The sequence below is a fragment of the Microbacterium sp. genome (assembly GCF_044340635.1).
Taxonomy (GTDB): Bacteria; Actinomycetota; Actinomycetes; order Actinomycetales; family Microbacteriaceae; genus Microbacterium.
In genome coordinates this window covers 1-16,544 of the sequence record NZ_JBIITF010000023.1, presented here as the reverse complement: position 1 = coordinate 16,544, position 16,544 = coordinate 1, and the positions used below count along the sequence as shown (strand labels likewise).

Sequence of the window (16,544 nt, the reverse complement as noted above, 5' to 3'; positions counted from 1 at the left end):
GGTCAGCTCCTGCCGTTGAGGATGCGTGGCATCGGTCGGGGGCGGATCCACTGCTTGAGGAAGATGATCGCGGTGACGTAGATGGCCACCCAGAACAGCAGCACGATCTGCCCGAAGGGCGTCCCGTAGAACGCGAAGAAGGACGATCCGCCCAGCAGCGGCAGCCCGATGAACATGCCGATGACGATGATGGTGATCAGCCGGATGGTCTGCTGCGGCTTGGCGCGGTCGGCCGCGACCTGGCGGCGCGCCTTGACTTCGTCGAAGACGTCATCGGCCAGGTCCTGCAGTGCCTTGGTGAGACCGGGTCCGCGCTCTTTCGCGGCCAGCTGCAGATGAGCGACGATCAGGTCCCCGGTCGCGTCGTTGAGGTCGGTGGCCAGGCCGTGGAGGGCGTCCTCGATCGTCCACCTCGAGGTGAGGCGCGCGGCGAGCCGTTCGATCGCCGGCTGGATCGCAGGCGGCGCGGTGCGCACGGATGCGGGCAGCGCGACCTCGAGGCCGGTGCCGGCGCCGCCGATGATGCCGGCGAGGTTGCGGGTGTAGATCTCCAGCGCCTGGAGCTTGTCGATGTCCTCGGTGTCGGACTTGCTGCCCACCAGCAGCGGCAGGACGATCGCGAGAGCCGGCCCGACCAGGATCGTGATGGGCCACCCCGAGATCAGCCAGAGCACGATCCCGACGACCAGGCCGATCCCCGCGGCGATCAGAACCCGTGGAGTGATGATGTCGCGGCGTCGGGTCCAGGTCCGCTGCAGACGGCCCGGGGGCCGGCCGGCGGGGTCGTCCTGCGAGGGGAAGATCCCGATCAGGATGACGAGCAGGCCGAGCAGCGCGATCCCGACTGTCAGGCCGATTGCTGTCGCGTTCATGCCGCCGTCCCCTCGATGCCGCGGAAGAAGTCGGTGTCTATCCCGGCCTCGGCGAGGATCTCCCGCATCTCGGGTGTCGGCATCGCCTGGAGCACCTGCCGGCGGGAGCGGCTGAGACCGAAGATCGTGTTGGCGATCGGGCGGTCCTCTTCGCCGGGGGTGATCTCGGCGATCTCGGTGACCAGGTGCTGGACGCTGCCGTTGGGCATGCGGACCTGCGCGACCTGGACGATGAAGTCGATGTGGCGGCCGATCTGCCGGTAGGCGTACTCCGGGGATGCCCCGCCGACGCCCTTGATGGCGAGGTCGGCGAGACGTTCGATGGTGTCGGTCGCGGACATGGCGTGCACGGTGCTGATCGATCCGACACCGGCCTGCATGGCCTGGAACATCGCGTCGACCTCACCGCCTCGGACTTCGCCGACGACGATGCGCTGCGAGTCGAGGCGCAGGCTGGATTCGAGCAGCTGCACGAGCGTGATCTCGCCGGGCTGGCTGCCGTCCGCCGCCCGCTCCCCCAGCCCGGGTCGGTACTGCAGCGGGGTGACGATGTGGTGGCGATCGCCCATCCGGTCCAGGTGCAGCTCGCGTTCCTTCTCGATCGTCACGATCTCTTCCATCGGGTCGATCTCGTTGCACAGCGCCCGCACGAGGGTGGTCTTGCCGGCGCCGGGGTTCCCGGCGACCACGATCGAGCGTCCCGCGCGGACGATCGCGCGCAGCAGCTCCGCCATCGGCGGTGTCATGGAACCGAGCTCGAGCAGCTGGTCGAGGCCGATGTCCACGAAGCGGTGGATGCGCATGACGACCTTGGGGCGGGGCGAGATCGGCGGGTGGACGGCCTCGAGGCGGCCGATGCCGCCGGGAAGGTCCATCGACAGGATCGGGTGGGCGCTGGAGAACGGTCGGGCGTCCTCGCCTTGGCGCATCGCGATCAGGCGGATCTCTTCGATCAGGTCCTGGTCGGTCGGGGTGATCGGCGGCATCAGCACCTTCCGCCCGTCCGCGTACTTCACGTAGACGCGGTCGTTGCCGTAGATGTCGACGTTCTTCACCGTGGGGTCGTCGACGAGCGGCTGGAACCGCCCCAGCCCGTACAGTCCGTCGATCACTGCTCGAGCGAGCCGCTGCTGCATGGCCGCCGACCAGGCGTTGCGGTCGCCGGTCTCCGCGGTCACCGCGTTCATCCGGTCGCGGATCACATCCAGTGCGTGGCTCTGCGCGATCGCCCGCTGATCCTGCTCTGTCATCGTGGGGTTGACCGCGACCGATCGATCGAGCAGCTCGGCGACCTCCTTGCGGAGGCTTTGCAGCAGGGTCCAGTCAACCTGCTCGTCGTCGTCCTCGTAGCGGGGAGCCTGCGGCGCCGGCGCCGGCGCGGGAGTCGGTGACGGTGCGGGCTGCGGCGCCGGGGCGGCGCCTCGACGGGAGTACTGGGGTCCGCCCGCGTCTGCGAGCAGATGCCCGGCGGCCCCGCGCGCGGGGGGTGGTGTCCCCGGGATCGCTGCCGGGTCGGGCTGCGTGAGGAACATCGGCAGCTCGGTGAGCGATGGCTGCTGCGGTGGGGGCTGTTCAGGATTCGTCATCCGAGAGTCTCCTGTCGAGTGGGGCGCGCGCCGATCAGTTCCTGACGCTTGAGGATGCGGGCGCGGATCAGATCCGCCGCGGTGGTGATCGAGCGCGTGTACGAGTTGCGGGTCAGCTTCCTGCTCGGCTCGGCGCCGGCGTAGTAGACGGCGGCGGAGCGCGGGTCGTAGGCGATCTCGGCCGAGACGTCGACGTTCGTCAGCTTGACGATGTCGGCCCGCGGCCATGTCTCCAGCGGGGTGTCGACGAGCAGCAGCTCGAGGTACTCCCGGTGCCCTGCCTGGGCGAGGAGATCCCGCAGCTCGGTCAGCTGTGCTGCGGTGGTGTAGATGTCAGGAAGGGTCGGCCGCAGGAGCACCTGGACGCTGTCGGCGATCTGCAGGAGAGACGATCGTGGGTCGCGTACGGAGACCCGGCCGACGTCGAGGATCACGTCCATGCCGGCGCTGTCGAGAGTGCTGAGCGTGGCGCCGAGCTCGCTCCACAACCCGGTCGTCGACTGGGCGGCGACGATGCTGGACAGCCCGAGGATCACGCTGCGGTCGGGTGCGAGCTCGATGCGCTGCTCCATCACTTCCGCGGCGGTCAGCGCGTTGTTCTGCTGCGCGATCGCGAGCGCGGTCAGCCCGCGGTCTCGGCCGAACTGTCCACGGAGGTATCCGGGGAGGATGCTCGAGGTCTTCGCGGTGTCGACTTCGACCAGCAGCGCTGGGCGGTGCCAGGCGAAGGTCATCGCCAGCGCTGTGGTGGTCACTCCGGGGGCGCCGGAGAAGCTCGCCAGAGCGATCACCGCCATGTCACTGCCCTCCGTCGAGAACCAGGGCCACGCGCCCAGTCGCTGCTCGGGCGGCGAGATCTGCGGCTTGCGCTCTGGGGACGATGACGTTCACGACCCATTGCTGGTTGTCGGTGTCGCGGACGACCGAGAACACCGTTGCGGGGAACGTCTGCGGGGTGTCGGCGGGCGGGTCGCCCTGAGCGACCGGGGTGTCGACGATGCGGACCTGGTCGCCCGCGGCAAGCGGGTAGGAGGGCATCTGCGCGCCCGTGAGGGTGAATCCGACCAGTGACTGCCCGTCCTCGATCGCCAGGGTGTTGCCCAGGACGCGGGGGGTGATCAGAGAGCCGGCGGGAAGGTCGACCGTCGCGATCTTCCCGATGACGTCGGTGGACTGCTCGACGGTGTAGGCGTCGGTGTTCTGCCGCCCGTCGAGCTCGAGCGTGGTGAGGTCCTGACTCTCGATCGTCTCGCCTCGTGTGATCTCCCCCGAGGTGACGAACACGGTGGTGGTGACGCGGGCCGAGGAGGCGTACCACCAGCTGCCCAGCGCTCCGACGATCACGAGCGCGACTCCCGCAGCGATCACTGCGGGGCGACGGCGTGACCGCGTGGGAGGCGGCGTCAGCTGCTCCCCCTTCGGCTTCTTCTCCGCCGGCTCGGGCTTCTGCCGACGCTTCGGCTCGGTTTGGGTCACCATGTCTGGACTCCTTGGCTACTTCGTGGACAGGAACGCCTCGTAGGCGGCTACGAACAGAGCGTTGCGACTGGGTGCGCCGAGCTCTTTCCACAGACCGTCGAGGATGGCCTTGTTCTTCTTGTTGACGCGGATGATGAAGGTCTCGGTTCGCTCCCCGTCCGTCTTGTGCGCGACGACCCTGGGCATGTCGAACAGGGATCGTCCGCCCTCGGGTGCCGTCGCACCGGCCACGCTGCGACGCAGGCGATCGGGCAGCTCGTCGATGTGCGTCTCGATCGCCGTGAAGAGGATGATCGGGTGGCTGAGCCCCGTCTCCTCCTTGTAGGCGTTGAGCTTGTTCATCAAGCTCTCGCGCAGCGTGACGTTCACAGGCTGATTCACCAGGTCCCTCTCTCTGTCTGATGAGGTGGTCTCCTCGGCCGGCGTCGGCGTCGACGCTTCCTCGGGAGCGCTGGGGGCAGGGGTGTTCTTCACCCGCCGCTTGCTCTTCGTGGACGGGGAGACCGGTGCGTCCGCGGGCTTCGGGGAAGGCTCGACGATCGACACGGGCTCAGCGGGTGCCTGTTCCGGGACAGGGTCGGGAACTGTTTCGGGTGCGAGCTCGGCGACAGGCTTGAGGAGACCGGCGAACGCGGATGCCTTGTGCTGCGCCTTGCGGGGCTGACCGAGATCCGACATCACGCCACCTCCCCCGCCGGTGAGTTCTCATGTGCAGCGAGTGCCTGCAGGATCTCTCCCGTGAGCTCGACGTAGTCCTCGGCAAGCGAACCTGCGCTGTCGCTGATCCGCTGGCTGGGAGTCTCCTCGACGGTCTCCCCCGCCTTCCGCGCCTTGAGAGCCTTCGCCCAGGCGAACGGGTCCTGCTCCTCAGCGTCGCGAGCCAGCTCGATCGCGAGCTGGCCGCGATCGCGACTGTCGACGCCGGAGGTCTGGGAGAACCGGATAGACGTGGTGAAGACGGGAGCGAGGTCGCCCATGATCTCCCTGATCTCCTCGTGCTTCCGGGCCTTCATCCGCTTGGCGCGGCTGTCGATGGGGAACAGCACCGCACCCAGGGGCATGATGGTCGGGTTCTTGGGCTGGGTGGCGATCACCTCACGCGCCAGCTGCTCGAGACCGTTGAGGCTGCCCGAGTCGGGCTGTGTGGGGATCAAGATCCAGCGGGCGGCGACCAGCGCCTGGGTCTGGATCGCGGTATCCCCCGGCGGGCAGTCGATCAACACGATGTCGTACTGGTCTGCGATCTCGGCGAGCTTGTCCGCCAGGCCAAAGCTGGGATCCTCGTTGCGACGCTGCCGACCTGTCAGCGTGTCCGCGAGGAGAGCGGTCTGCTCCCCCGCCGGCACGACGTCGAGGTTCTCGCGGATGCCCTTCGCCGGCGCCAGTGGGGTCCCGCTGTTCAACGCGAAGAACAGCGCCGCACCGTGGTCGTTGTAGTCCGTGTGCCGGTACCCCAGGTCGTCGCCCAGGTTCCCCTGCTGATCGAGATCGATCGCAAGCACTTTGTAGCCGGCCTGCGCCAGCACACCCGCAAGGTTCGAGGTGATGGAGGTCTTCCCCACGCCGCCCTTGCGGTTCATCACGGCGATCACTCGCCGGAGTCGTGATCTCTTGTCTGCGCTCAGCATGGCATCCGCCCGATGCCATACCTACGCGAAGGTGTCTGCTGCATGGCCGAGATTCTAACGCATATGAGATAGCAACTACAAGCGATAGCACAGCAAGATTGCACGCAGTGTGCAAGGGAGGTTGCAAGCACACCGACATACAACATAACTAGCAACGTAGACAGCAAGACTGCACGCTACTGAAATGCAAGCAACTACAGCACAGCAACCACGTTGATAGCTATGTGCAAGCCGCATATGCACAACATATGCAGATAGATGGCAGAGAGGAGCAACGAGCAGTGCCAGAACGGTTGCAACGAGGATGCAACGAGAGTTGGCACGGGGGCAAGAGGGTGTGGCGGCCGGGGCAGTGGGGGGTGCGAGCATCCCGCCCCCCGTGTTCCCTCGGCGGCGCCAAACGACTCAGCGCCCCCCGGGGGCCGATCCCGGGGGGCGCTGAGGAGCTAGGGACCCGTCTAGCGGGCGTTCTACGGCGTTCTCAAGCCGTTACCAGGCGCCGTGGGTACGCACGTGGGCTTGGACCGCCTCGACGAGCTTGAGTCGGATTCTGTGGACGCGTCGGGTGAGGCTTCCTCTGGCGATGCCGAGCTCATCGGCGAGGGTGTCGCGGATAGCCTCGCGTTCGTCCCGTTCGGCGAGGTCGTGGCGGGCGAGGAGGCGGACCTGGTCGGGGGAGAGGGTGTCGGTGTCGATCGCCCAGGACAGGAGGGTGACGAGGTCGTGCAGGGAGTCTTCACCCCATTCGGGCTCGATGCCGTGGCTGCCGCCGTTGTCGTGCACGGCCTGGGTCAGGTAGTCGTCGTCGACGGGGAGGTCTTGGGAGCCGGCGTCGAGTGAGCCGTTGATGATGTTCAGCGCGTTCAGGCCGAGGTTGCCCTGGACGTGGTGGGCGTTGGTGAGCCTGTAGGTGGAGATTGACTGCCACATCGCTCCGATTGCCGTGGCGACCGCGTCGACGGAGTCGTGCCCGGTTGACGAGATGGAGCGCAGCGCCCGGCAGGTGCGTGCGTAGTGGACGGCCTTGGGGAGCATGTGGTGCAGCAGGATCCGCTCGGCAACATGGTCGCCGTCGTGCGCGGCGACGAGCAGTGCGTGGAGCAGACGGTCGCGCTCGTCTTCGCCAGCAGCTCGGATCTGAGCGGTGAGCTCGCCGCAGACGACGTCGCCGATGCCGGGGATGTGGTGGGGGAGCTGCGTGTAGCTGCGGTCCCATTCGTCGCGCAGCGCGGTGAGGAGTCCAGGTGCTCGTGAGGTGAGCGAGGTTGTGGACATGAGTTTCGGCCTCTCGTGTCGGGGGTGAACACGAGCGACGTTCCTCAGCGGGTCTTGCTCAGACTCTTGGTCGTTTCAGTCCGTCCTCCCGCGGTACATCGCGGCTGCGTGCAGATCGCGCGCGTAAACACCAGATCGGGAGGGAAAAAGACGAAGCCGGAAAAAGACGAAAAAAAGTTGGGGGAGACCTGTCCGATCCGGCGGTCAATCAAGACCAATGTCCTGTGAGCGCCGGAGTCCGCCGGTGCTAGACGGCGACAGAAAGGGTCGGTTCGGTGGCTCAGGCATCAGCGGCAGACGAGTTTCCCGAGGGGTTCGTGAGCGACGCAGCTCACGCCCTGCGGGCCATTGACGACATTCAGCACGCGGCGGCCGGGCTGTACGAGAGCGCGCTCGACCCGAGCGCGCAGGAGCGGATGCGCCGCACCCTTGAGCCCTCCCGACTGGCGCAGGCGGGGCAGGCCGCCAGTCGCGTTGCGCGGCTGCAGATCGCCGCCGAGGGGGTGTGACCGATGGGACTGATCAGCAAGCGCGAGAAGCCGTCGAAGCCTGCCAAAGAGCAGAAGACGCCGGAGGCCAAGGGCAGCAGCTGGACGCATGGCCGGCAAATGAGCGGTCGGGTGCTGTCCGCGTTGTTGTTCGCAGCGATCGCCTGTGGCCCAATCGCTCTATTCGCGGCCGCCGCTCGACCTACTGCGATCGCGGCGGCCCCAGTACAGACGCAGGCGGCTGGGCTGACGGCGCAGCAGCAGGCTGCCGGCGGATACGCGCTCGGCTATGTAGGGTCCTGGCTCGGAGCCAGTAAGGATGCTCCCGGAGATCTCGGCGACTATGTCGACCTGTCTTCGCTTCGGCAGCTGTCGGCGCAGCCGTGGGAGTACCGCAACCTCGCCGTCGTATCGATCACACCCGTACAGCAGTCGCAGTTCGTCAACGTCGTCGTAGCCGCCAACGTGAAGGAGCTCACGGTCAGCGACTCGAGCGACACGAGCTCAACGACCTGGCCGCGCCGCTACTTCCAGGTGGCCGTCTCTACGGGGGAGGACGCCTTACGGGTGGTTGGTCTCCCTGCACAAGTCTCCGCCCCGGCCGAAGGGAAGACGGCATCGCTCGTCTACAGCCAGACCGTCAGCTCGAGCGATCCGGCGGGGGAGACCGTCTCGGCGTTCCTTGGCGCCTATCTGGCGGGGTCTGGTGATCTGTCACGGTTCACCTCACCGGGGACGAACTTCATGGCCGTCACCCCGGCGCCCTACGCCATGGTGAGCGTCGACGAGCTGCGGGCCGATGTCATGCCGAGCAAGGTACCGGCAGACGGAGACACCCTCAAGGTGCTCGTCACCGCCTCGCTGCTGAGCCCACTCGAGCAGCAGCTCACCTCCACCTACTCTCTGACTCTCACTGCCCGGGCTGGCCGGTGGGAGGTCAGTGTGATCGATCTTGCACCGCAAGCGACCTCTGAGAAGAAGTCGGCAACACCCGCGCCGTCGCCGTCCGGCACTGGCAACTAACGAAAGGAAAGACCCATCATGGGCGCTCTCGACTGGATCAACTCATTCACCGCGGATGCGACAGTCGCGTTCCGCGGCGTGGTCACGCTCATCCTCAGCGTGATCCTCTTCTGGGTCATCGCGAAGGTGAAGCTCGCGGTGGCCTCATCGATCATCGCCGGCCTGGCATACGGCCTCGCGCTGTTCTTCCTCTGGGGCGGCGGCGAGTGGGTGATGACTCTCATCCGAGGGGAAACCATCGACGCGCTCGGCGCTGCCGTCTACCAGCTGGCCGCGTAAAGGACCGTCATGGCCGAGCGCGACGAAGAGAGAGAGGTTGCGCGGTTCTACACGCGCAGCCGCAGGTTCCCGAAGTTCATCGGTCGTCTCCACGACGGCACGAAGATCCCCGGGGGCCCCTACACGCTGACTCAGGGCGTCGTTCTGGCGATCGTCCTCGTCGGCGCGCTGCTCACGCAGCGAATGTGGGGGACTGGCTCTCCGCTCGTCGACTTCCCTCTCGCCCTCGCCGTGTCGTGGGCAGCGGCGTGGGGGGCTGGACGGATCCCGGCGACCCGCCGAAACCTGCTGAGCGTGATCGCTGGTGGCTTGTCCGCCATGACCAAGCCCGCAACCGGCAGGTACCTCGGCACCACCATGAAGATCCGCCCTCCGCACTACGCAGGCGGGAAGACGTCGATCGCCGAAGCGATCGCCGACCCCCTGCCCCGTGACGGGGACGCGATCCCCACCCCCGAGCCGGAGACGCCCATCGTGGCGGAGCTGGCCGTGCAGCAGCGCTCGACGCCGCTGCCGACCCGCACTCCCGCCCACGCGGTCAGCGGCGTCGAGCGACTGCTGCAGCAAGCACGAGGAGGCAACTCATGACCCGCCAGTACAGCGTCACCGCATGGCCGGGCCTCGGCGCCACCCCCGAGCATGATCGTCCCCTCCTGGGCGCGAGCAGCTGCGACACGGCGCCGGAGACGACCTCCGCCGTGACCTCCCATACCTTCCTGACCGACTGAGACGAGACGACGATGCAGATCCCCGCAACCGCGATGACGAGCAACCTGATGTGGACCCGCTCGGGTGTGGTCTGGGCGACGTGGCGCCTGCAGCCGCTGCCCTACGCCTACAGCAGCGACACGAATCAGAAGCTCGTCAAGGCGCACCACCAGGCGCTCTTGCAGGCCCACCGCGGCGAAGGCCTCCTCCTCGGCCTGTGCGCAGATCTCGACCCTGTCGCGGTCGTCGAGCGCATGCTTGACGGCGTCCGCATCAGCGACTGCCCTGACCTGGCAGACGAGATCGAGCTGACACTGGACGCGCTCGAGCAGATCCGCCTCGGCACCCGCGCCTTCTGGCTCGCAGTCCCCCTCGCCGCCGGCGCATTGAAGGCCCGCGCCATGTCAGCGCTGCGCGCGGCGGACACGAAGCTCCGGGACACGCTCGCGCTGCCCCGCCAGCTGCCCAGCGACGGCGAGATCGAAGCCGCAGCCCGCATGGCGAAGGAGATCGAGGTCCGTATCCCCTCCGCATTCCAGCCCACCCGCGCGACGGCTGCGGAGCAGATCTGGATTGCACTGCACTCCGAGCAGCGGGGTCTCGCCGCCGACATGGCCGCGCCCGTCCCGCCTGCCAAGGGCAGCAGCCCCGATGACCTCGCCCACTTTCAGATGCCGTCTTCGATGCCCAACCCGTGGATTGACGAGGGAGGGCAGAGCGACATTCCGAAAGGGCAGCAGTTCATCCCGTTCAAGCGCCGCTACGTCAAGATCCACAGCCCCTACGCGGACGCCTCGTCGTACCAGGTGATCCAAGCGCTCGTCGCAACGCCCAAGGCCGGCTGGCTCTCTCCCGGAGTCGAATGGCTCTCCCACGTCGACCAGTTCCCCGTCGACGTCGACTGGGCGGTGCGGTTCACCGTCACCGGCGCCGAAGAGGTCAAGCGGCGCAACAAGAAGGCCGAATCCGCACTCGAGGAGCAGTACAAGCACCAGGAGGGGACCGCGACGATCACGGGCGGCGGCTCCGACCTGGGAGAGATCGCCGAAACTCTCGCCGCCTACCACGCCTCCCTCAACCGCTCCGACAAGGAGGTCGAGGTCCAGGGTACGGTCATGTTCGCGGTCGGCGCCGACACCGCCGAGCTCGCGCAGGCGAAGGCCCGATTCGTCGCCGAACAGTACAAGAGCACCGACTTCCTCCTCGAGGCGCCCCTGGGCGGGCAGGAGGACCTCTGGTGGTCGATGATCCCCGGCACAGCCACGAGCCGCATTTGCAGAGAACTCGCACAGATCACCACCGGCCGCGAGTTCGCCACCGGAGTGCCCCTCGTCAGCAACGAGCTCGGCGACGAGCGCGGCGCCCGCTTCGGGGAGAACATCTCCACCGCCCGCCACACGCCGATCCTCCGCGATGCGGACGGCAGCATTCAGGCCGACACCAGCGCCAGCTTCGGTGTCGTCGCGGAGCTCGGCGCCGGCAAGAGCGTGCTGCTCAAGTGCGACATGGGCGACACCGTCGACCGCAACGGGCGCGTTGTGGCGATCGACCGCACCGAGACCAGAGAGTACGCAGCATTCGCCAAGAGCCTGCGTCCCGATTCAACGACGGTCGTCGACCTGATCGAGCCCGAGTATTCGCTTGACCCACTCCGGGTGTTCGGACCGCGCATTGGTGCCCGAATGGTCCAGAGTCTCTTCGCCACGATGCTCGGGATCCGCGCGCGCGACAGCCGGGGAGTGATGCTGGGTCGTCTCCTTGAGCCGGAGTACGCGGCGACTCACGCACTCACCAGCCTTCGAGCTCTTGAGAAGCATGTCGCTACATTCAACTCCCCGGAGACGGATGAGCTGGCGGGCCTGATCAACCTTGTTTCGGCGAAGGATCTCGGCGAAGTCCTCTTCAACGACGGGCTGCGCGCCGTCGACCTCTCGTCTCGCGCCTTCGTCTTCCTAACCCACGGGTTGGTCCTGCCTGACGCGGTCGAGCTCGAGCACCAGCATCTCTTCGACGAAATGCCCTTGGAGAAAATCGTCGGCCGTTCCATGTACGCGATGTTGATGGGCATCACGCGCGCCGTTTGCTTCATGAACACACAGGAGCTCGCGGGAGCCTACTTCGACGAGACCCACCACATCACCGCTTCTCCCGAGGGTGCGCGCGAGCTTCTCATCGGTCTCCGAGAGGGACGCCGCAACAGGGCGTTCTTCGGCTTGGGATCCCACGACCCCGCTGACTTCGGAGACACCAAGACCCGAGGCCTCATCAAGACCCGCTACGTGATGCGGCAGACCGACAAGGAGCTTGCTCGTCGAGCGATCGAGTGGCTGACTGGCGAGCCGGCTGACGCGCGCATGGTCAAGGTTGTCACCGAAGAGCTCTCGCCGCTGGGCTCTGACGGCCGAGTCGCCCCCGACCGCCGCGGCGAGGGCCTGATCCGCGATCAGCGCGGCCGCATCGGCAAGTTCCGCCGGACTCTGCCCGAGCGTCCCGACCGTCGAGAGGCGGTCCTGTCGACCCCCTCGCTGGTGACGCCGTGATCGCCTTCTACAGCCACACCTTCTCCGCCCTCGCAGGCATGTTCTGGCGCGTTCGATTCTGGGTCCACGAGCACCCCCGGTGGAGCAAAGTCATCGCCGTGATCCTCATCGACGTGTTCTTGGTGATGTTCGGCAACACGTACTGGGCCTTTGCCGCCGATGGTGGGGGAGCGGCCCCATTCATGCTCGGTGGCAACATCACGGACAGCTCCGGGGTGCCACTGTCGTACTACACAGTCCTCCCGCTGGATCGCGGCGACATCTTCAACTGGAACAAGGCGTTCATCGCCGCCTGGCTCGACCCGATCTGGACCGGTCACCTGGGACTGGTGTCCTGGATGATCTGGTTCTGCAACTGGCTGCTGAGCTTCGAGTGGGTCAGCGTCATTGCCACCCCGTTCAACGCCCTCGCCGACGTTGTCGAAGGCTTCCTCGGCAAGATCAACTGGATCCCGTTCGCGCTCATGATCGCCGGGGGCGTGGCAGGTATTGCGATCATGGTCGGCCGGCACTCCACCGGCTGGGCGGAGATCTTCATCTCCGCTACCTGTGCGGTCCTTGCCACAGGGATGCTCGCTAACCCCGTCGCCAGCCTCACCGCCGCCGGCGGGGCTCTGGACACGGCGCAGGACTTCGGCGGCCAGATCGCCGCGGCCGTCGTCAGCGACGACATCAACAGCACCAATCTCGACTCCGAGCATCTACTGTCGGCGGCTGTCTCCTCGCAGCTCGTCGACATCTTCGTCCGCATCCCCGCACAGACCATCGCCTTCGGGCATGCGCTCGAGGGGCAGTGCGCCACCGCATTCACCGACACCATGACCACCTCTGCCCCGATTGTCACCGGCGGCAACGAGGTCCGTGACGCGGTCAACAACTGCGACGCGGCCGCGAAGACCTACAACGAGAACCCGAACTTCGGCCAGGTGCTCACGGCCGCGACCATGACCCCCGGCGCGCTCGTTCTGTTCGCGCTGCCCATGGCCTTCGGTGTCCTGTTCCTCGTGACCGTCCTCGGTTTCCTGATCGCCGCGATCAAGACCATGTGGAACGTGTACCTCGGGATCCTCCCGATCAACAGGTATCCCCTCTGGCGCTCGCTCGCCGACACCTTCATGGGGCTGGTGTCGATCGTGTTCATGGCCGTCATCATGGCAGCGGTCCTCAAGCTCACCGTGGCGATGGTCACCGGGCTCAGCTCCCTCGGCATCCCGCTGGTCGCGCAGATGACCTTCGCGACTCTGGTGATGTGCGTGCTGATCGTCTTGATGATCCGCGCCAAGAGGATGGCGAAGAAGGCCGGCCACTCGATGGCCGAGTACCTCTCCAAGTTCGGCATGCGGTCAGGCGGCACCGCGCAGCGCGATGGCGTCAAGGCGATCGCCGCGATGAGCGCCGTATCGACGGTCGCGGCCGCGGCGCTGCGCCGCCCCGATAACAGCATCGACGCGCGTTCCATTCACTTCGGGCCCGGTGCGGGGGGCGCCGTAGCTCAGGACATCGGCTCGATGACGGCGACGCGGGCCGCTGCAGCCCCGCCACGGCCCGTTCCGCCCTCGGGTGACTCCACGGGCCGCGCCGCGCTGCCGGCGCCGCAGGGCGGCTCTGGCGGTGGGCGAGCAGCCGGAGGCGCCGCGGCCGCGTCGAAGACCGCGGACCTGGTCTTCACCGGTGTGCGCATCGGCAAGGGCGCGGCTGCGGGAGGGCTCGCCGGTGCTGCCGGCGCGGCCGCACTCGAGGTCGGTGGCCGCGTCGCGAGCAAGGGCGCCAGCAAGGCGATCCAGGCGGGCGCGTCGGCCGCGACTCCCTCGTCGACGAGCGGGGCATCCCGCCCGGCCCCGGCCGCAGTGAAGGTCGTCCCGATGGTCGTCGACCAGACCCCGGCTCGCACCCCTGACAGCTCGAGGCGCATCGTCGTCGACGGGAACGGGATGGGCCGCATCCAGCGCACCCCCACGGGCGGCGTCGTGGACATCAGCTCGCTGCCGCCGCAGCCCCGCGCGCTCCCGTCGCCGCGGAGCGCCGAGCTGCGCAGCCGGCTGGCGATCGCGCAGGGGTGATCCGGTAGATGTCGCTCTCGTCCACGCTCGAGCGGCCAGACGTCCTCAGTGCGCCCGGCGGCGGTGATGATGACGAGAACGGCTCGCGCAAGAAGATCATCATCTGGGTCGTCGCCCTGATCCTGGTGCCGGTCGTGATCGTCGCCGGCTACACGATGTTCCTGATGATCCTGCTCGGCAGCAGCCTCGGCGGCTCCTCGAGCAGCTGCACCGCAAGCGGCACTCTCAGCTCCACCGAGCTCACCGTCACCACCACAGGCGGCTCCACCCGCACTCTGGGGGCCACGGAGCTCGGCCACGCCACGACGATCCTCGCCGTCGCCCGGAGCCTCGGCGTCTCCGCCCAGGGCCAGCAGATCGCGATCATGACCGCGCTGCAGGAATCCGGGTTGAAGATGTACGCCAACAGCACCGTGCCGGCCTCTCTCGACTACCCCCACGACGCGGTCGGCAGCGATCACGACTCGGTCAACTTCTTCCAGCAGCGGGTCTCCGGGTGGGGGACGGTGAAAGACCTGATGGACCCGACGTACGCGGCGAAGGCGTTCTTCGGTGGCCCCGAGGGGCCCAATCACGGCAGCCCTCGCGGCCTGCTCGACATCCCCGGCTGGGAGAGCATGAGCCTCGGCGAGGCAGCGCAGACGGTCCAGGTGTCCGCCTACCCCGACGCCTACGACAAGTGGGAGACCGCGGCCCAGCAGATCATCTCCTCGGTCGGCGGGTCGATCAGCTGCACCGGCGGAGAGGTCGTGGGGCAGGCAGCCTTCCCCCTCTCGCCCGGCTTCAACATGACCTCTGGGTATGGGCCTCGCGACATCGACGTCGAAGGCGCCTCCACCTGGCATGTCGCGATCGACCTGCAGCACTGGCCCAACAACTGCGGCGACCCGGTCTACGCGGTCCTCCCCGGCACCGTCACCCTCAGCAGCGACCTGTGGCTGTCCATCCGCCACCCGGACGGCTTCATCATCAGCTACCTGCACATGTACAAGAGCCAGCGCCTCGTCAACGTCGGAGACCAGGTCCAGGCCGGCCAGCAGATCGGCGTCACCGGCAACGTCCCGCCCTCCGGCGGCTGCCACCTGGATCTCCGCATCAACAAGAACGACACCACCAACAAAGCGGTCGCGGCCCTGCAGGAGGCAACCGACCTCGGCGCTCCCGCGATGTACGCCGGCTACGTGAACCCAGAAGAGTTCCTCCGCCTCTACGGCATCGAGATCTGCCCACCGGACAGCTGCCGGCGCCCCTGACCCACACACGAAGGAGACACCATGAACGAGAACCGCAACTCGGAACTGTCCGACGACACTCTGACATTGGTCTTGATCGGAACGTTCGCGCTGATGCTGCTCGGGCCTACCCTCGCCGCACGCCTCATCCCACAGGCGGCGTCCTTCCTCGTCGACGTGCACGTCCTCACCACAGAGAACGTCATCCTTCCCCTGTCCGACGCGGCAGGCCTCGACCTCGGCCGTCTGGCGATCGCCGCCGGTGGCGTCCTGCTGCTGCTCGCCCTGATCGTCTTCGCGGTCCGCCGCGCTGCCGTCCGGTCCGCGAAGAGCGCCGCGACACGATGACACGGCGCCGCCGGGCATATCGGCTTCCCACCTCGAAAAACACCGCCCGGTAGACTCGGCGATACCCGACCGAAAAAGACGAAAAGCGCTCCGGGGTCTTGATCGACCAAGACTCCGCGCCCTGGACGACGAGGCGTCCCTCAGTGCCCTCCACTACACCTTCCCCCGCCACTGGCAACAGGCTCCGCGGCTACTTCCTCCCCGTGGGCCTTCACGCGCGCATCAAGGCCGCCTGGTGGGGAACCCGGGATACTGCTGACGCCGCTCCGACCCTCGCCTCGCTCGTGGCGCAGCTGCTCGTCGCCGGCGCCGGCCGTCTCGAAGACCGATACAACGACGGTGAGCCCTTCCCCGCCGCTCCCGAAGGAGCTCGCGGCCGCGCGCTCGGCGACGGCGAGCAGCGCAACCACAGCTACTTCCTCCCCGATGCCGTGCACGCCCGAGCGAAAGCGGCCTGGTGGGCAACGCGCGATCGCGACGCCGGCTATCCGTCGATGTCGTCGATGGTCGCCGCCCTGCTCACCGAGGAGGCAACGCGACTCGAGGAGAAGTACAACGCGGGTGCCCCGTTCCCCGAAGCGCCGATCGGCGCTCGAGGGGTGGACCCGGAGGCCGCCAGGCGGCAGGCGGAGATGATGGCCAGCCTGTGGGCCGAGCGGTCTCACGCGGCCCGGAACGACTAGCTCCAGCTGGTGGCGAATCCGTCAGGTGGGCGGCGCGGTCTGGGTGTGCAGCGGGTGAAGCAGCAACCCTGCATGTGTCGGATCTCACTCGACTTGTCACATCGCGGATGGGCTGACCGGGGGTTCTCTCGCTCGCGGAGCATCCCCGGCAGAGCGGTCTGTCTCGCACGAGTTGTCGCGGATCCGACGCCTGCTGCTCTCCCCCTCGCAGCCCTACGCGATGTCTCCCCTTTCACGTCTGAGTGGCCATCGGTCTGATCGGGCCATGAGCAGGATCAGTTTCGCGCGTCGCCCCCGCCCTCTGGTTCCGCGCTGCGGGCGTCATCGTCGTGGCAGGCTTCTT

General features: G+C 67.4%; 17 protein-coding genes. 10 read left to right on the top strand and 7 right to left on the bottom strand.

Features of this window, described 5'->3' with window-relative positions:
* Positions 1–2: 2 nt before the first annotated feature.
* The 7 genes from ACIQ0W_RS15155 to ACIQ0W_RS15125 all read right to left on the bottom strand — a co-directional run bounded on the left by ACIQ0W_RS15155 (position 3) and on the right by ACIQ0W_RS15125 (position 6,840).
* The gene (locus tag ACIQ0W_RS15155; RefSeq protein ID WP_396643512.1) at positions 3–872 is read right to left on the bottom strand and encodes a type II secretion system F family protein; all 870 of its coding nucleotides are present in this window, start codon (positions 870–872) and stop codon (positions 3–5) included.
* Entirely contained in the window at positions 869–2,458 is a 1,590-nt protein-coding gene (locus tag ACIQ0W_RS15150) for a CpaF family protein (RefSeq protein ID WP_396643511.1), read from the bottom strand. Before ACIQ0W_RS15150 ends, ACIQ0W_RS15155 begins: the two co-directional genes overlap by 4 nt.
* Complete coding sequence (locus ACIQ0W_RS15145) at positions 2,455–3,255, bottom strand: hypothetical protein (protein WP_396643510.1); 801 nt, start codon at positions 3,253–3,255, stop codon at positions 2,455–2,457. Before ACIQ0W_RS15145 ends, ACIQ0W_RS15150 begins: the two co-directional genes overlap by 4 nt.
* Position 3,256: 1 nt before the next feature.
* A complete protein-coding gene (locus ACIQ0W_RS15140) occupies positions 3,257–3,937 on the bottom strand; it encodes an SAF domain-containing protein (RefSeq protein WP_396643509.1) in 681 nt (226 codons plus the stop codon).
* A 15-nt stretch (positions 3,938–3,952) separates the two neighbouring features.
* Positions 3,953–4,615 (bottom strand): hypothetical protein, encoded by a 663-nt coding sequence (locus tag ACIQ0W_RS15135; RefSeq protein WP_396643508.1) that lies wholly within the window; start codon positions 4,613–4,615, stop codon positions 3,953–3,955.
* A complete protein-coding gene (locus tag ACIQ0W_RS15130) occupies positions 4,615–5,565 on the bottom strand; it encodes a ParA family protein (protein ID WP_396643507.1) in 951 nt (316 codons plus the stop codon). Before ACIQ0W_RS15130 ends, ACIQ0W_RS15135 begins: the two co-directional genes overlap by 1 nt.
* A 489-nt stretch (positions 5,566–6,054) precedes the next feature.
* Positions 6,055–6,840 (bottom strand): hypothetical protein, encoded by a 786-nt coding sequence (locus ACIQ0W_RS15125; protein WP_396643506.1) that lies wholly within the window; start codon positions 6,838–6,840, stop codon positions 6,055–6,057.
* 275 nt (positions 6,841–7,115) lie between these two features.
* Here ACIQ0W_RS15125 and ACIQ0W_RS15120 point away from each other — a divergent pair, with 275 nt between their 5' ends.
* The 10 genes from ACIQ0W_RS15120 to ACIQ0W_RS15075 all read left to right on the top strand — a co-directional run bounded on the left by ACIQ0W_RS15120 (position 7,116) and on the right by ACIQ0W_RS15075 (position 16,201).
* Positions 7,116–7,349, top strand: coding sequence for a hypothetical protein (locus ACIQ0W_RS15120; protein ID WP_396643505.1), 234 nt, complete (start codon positions 7,116–7,118; stop codon positions 7,347–7,349).
* Between the two features lie 3 nt (positions 7,350–7,352).
* Positions 7,353–8,351, top strand: coding sequence for a conjugal transfer protein (locus ACIQ0W_RS15115; protein WP_396643504.1), 999 nt, complete (start codon positions 7,353–7,355; stop codon positions 8,349–8,351).
* Positions 8,352–8,369: 18 nt separating this feature from the next.
* Positions 8,370–8,630, top strand: a complete 261-nt coding sequence (locus ACIQ0W_RS15110; RefSeq protein ID WP_396643503.1) for a hypothetical protein — start codon at positions 8,370–8,372, stop codon at positions 8,628–8,630.
* 9 nt (positions 8,631–8,639) lie between these two features.
* Positions 8,640–9,218, top strand: coding sequence for a hypothetical protein (locus ACIQ0W_RS15105; RefSeq protein WP_396643502.1), 579 nt, complete (start codon positions 8,640–8,642; stop codon positions 9,216–9,218).
* Positions 9,215–9,358 (top strand): hypothetical protein, encoded by a 144-nt coding sequence (locus ACIQ0W_RS15100; protein ID WP_396643501.1) that lies wholly within the window; start codon positions 9,215–9,217, stop codon positions 9,356–9,358. Before ACIQ0W_RS15105 ends, ACIQ0W_RS15100 begins: the two co-directional genes overlap by 4 nt.
* Before the next feature lie 12 nt (positions 9,359–9,370).
* Positions 9,371–11,878 carry an ATP-binding protein gene (locus tag ACIQ0W_RS15095; RefSeq protein ID WP_396643499.1) on the top strand — a complete coding sequence of 836 codons (2,508 nt, stop codon included), beginning with the start codon at positions 9,371–9,373 and terminating at the stop codon, positions 11,876–11,878.
* Positions 11,875–13,938: a hypothetical protein gene (locus ACIQ0W_RS15090; RefSeq protein ID WP_396643497.1), complete on the top strand. Its 2,064-nt coding sequence runs from the start codon at positions 11,875–11,877 to the stop codon at positions 13,936–13,938. The genes ACIQ0W_RS15095 and ACIQ0W_RS15090 overlap by 4 nt, the downstream gene beginning before the upstream one ends.
* An 8-nt stretch (positions 13,939–13,946) precedes the next feature.
* The gene (locus ACIQ0W_RS15085; RefSeq protein ID WP_292726564.1) at positions 13,947–15,191 is read left to right on the top strand and encodes a M23 family metallopeptidase; all 1,245 of its coding nucleotides are present in this window, start codon (positions 13,947–13,949) and stop codon (positions 15,189–15,191) included.
* A gap of 21 nt (positions 15,192–15,212) precedes the next feature.
* Positions 15,213–15,518, top strand: coding sequence for a hypothetical protein (locus ACIQ0W_RS15080; RefSeq protein WP_292726562.1), 306 nt, complete (start codon positions 15,213–15,215; stop codon positions 15,516–15,518).
* A 143-nt stretch (positions 15,519–15,661) separates the two neighbouring features.
* Complete coding sequence (locus ACIQ0W_RS15075) at positions 15,662–16,201, top strand: hypothetical protein (RefSeq protein WP_292726560.1); 540 nt, start codon at positions 15,662–15,664, stop codon at positions 16,199–16,201.
* Positions 16,202–16,544 lie beyond the last annotated feature (343 nt).

What these genes read in the sequence shown, in the direction of transcription:
- ACIQ0W_RS15135 (WP_396643508.1), bottom strand. Translation starts at nt 4,615, where the DNA reads ATGTCGGATCTCGGTCAGCCCCGCAAGGCGCAGCACAAGGCATCCGCG.
- ACIQ0W_RS15155 (WP_396643512.1), bottom strand. Translation starts at nt 872, where the DNA reads ATGAACGCGACAGCAATCGGCCTGACAGTCGGGATCGCGCTGCTCGGC.
- ACIQ0W_RS15125 (WP_396643506.1), bottom strand. Translation starts at nt 6,840, where the DNA reads ATGTCCACAACCTCGCTCACCTCACGAGCACCTGGACTCCTCACCGCG.
- ACIQ0W_RS15115 (WP_396643504.1), top strand. Translation starts at nt 7,353, where the DNA reads ATGGGACTGATCAGCAAGCGCGAGAAGCCGTCGAAGCCTGCCAAAGAG.
- ACIQ0W_RS15085 (WP_292726564.1), top strand. Translation starts at nt 13,947, where the DNA reads ATGTCGCTCTCGTCCACGCTCGAGCGGCCAGACGTCCTCAGTGCGCCC.
- ACIQ0W_RS15130 (WP_396643507.1), bottom strand. Translation starts at nt 5,565, where the DNA reads ATGCTGAGCGCAGACAAGAGATCACGACTCCGGCGAGTGATCGCCGTG.
- ACIQ0W_RS15150 (WP_396643511.1), bottom strand. Translation starts at nt 2,458, where the DNA reads ATGACGAATCCTGAACAGCCCCCACCGCAGCAGCCATCGCTCACCGAG.
- ACIQ0W_RS15080 (WP_292726562.1), top strand. Translation starts at nt 15,213, where the DNA reads ATGAACGAGAACCGCAACTCGGAACTGTCCGACGACACTCTGACATTG.
- ACIQ0W_RS15095 (WP_396643499.1), top strand. Translation starts at nt 9,371, where the DNA reads ATGCAGATCCCCGCAACCGCGATGACGAGCAACCTGATGTGGACCCGC.
- ACIQ0W_RS15105 (WP_396643502.1), top strand. Translation starts at nt 8,640, where the DNA reads ATGGCCGAGCGCGACGAAGAGAGAGAGGTTGCGCGGTTCTACACGCGC.
- ACIQ0W_RS15145 (WP_396643510.1), bottom strand. Translation starts at nt 3,255, where the DNA reads ATGGCGGTGATCGCTCTGGCGAGCTTCTCCGGCGCCCCCGGAGTGACC.
- ACIQ0W_RS15140 (WP_396643509.1), bottom strand. Translation starts at nt 3,937, where the DNA reads ATGGTGACCCAAACCGAGCCGAAGCGTCGGCAGAAGCCCGAGCCGGCG.
- ACIQ0W_RS15100 (WP_396643501.1), top strand. Translation starts at nt 9,215, where the DNA reads ATGACCCGCCAGTACAGCGTCACCGCATGGCCGGGCCTCGGCGCCACC.
- ACIQ0W_RS15110 (WP_396643503.1), top strand. Translation starts at nt 8,370, where the DNA reads ATGGGCGCTCTCGACTGGATCAACTCATTCACCGCGGATGCGACAGTC.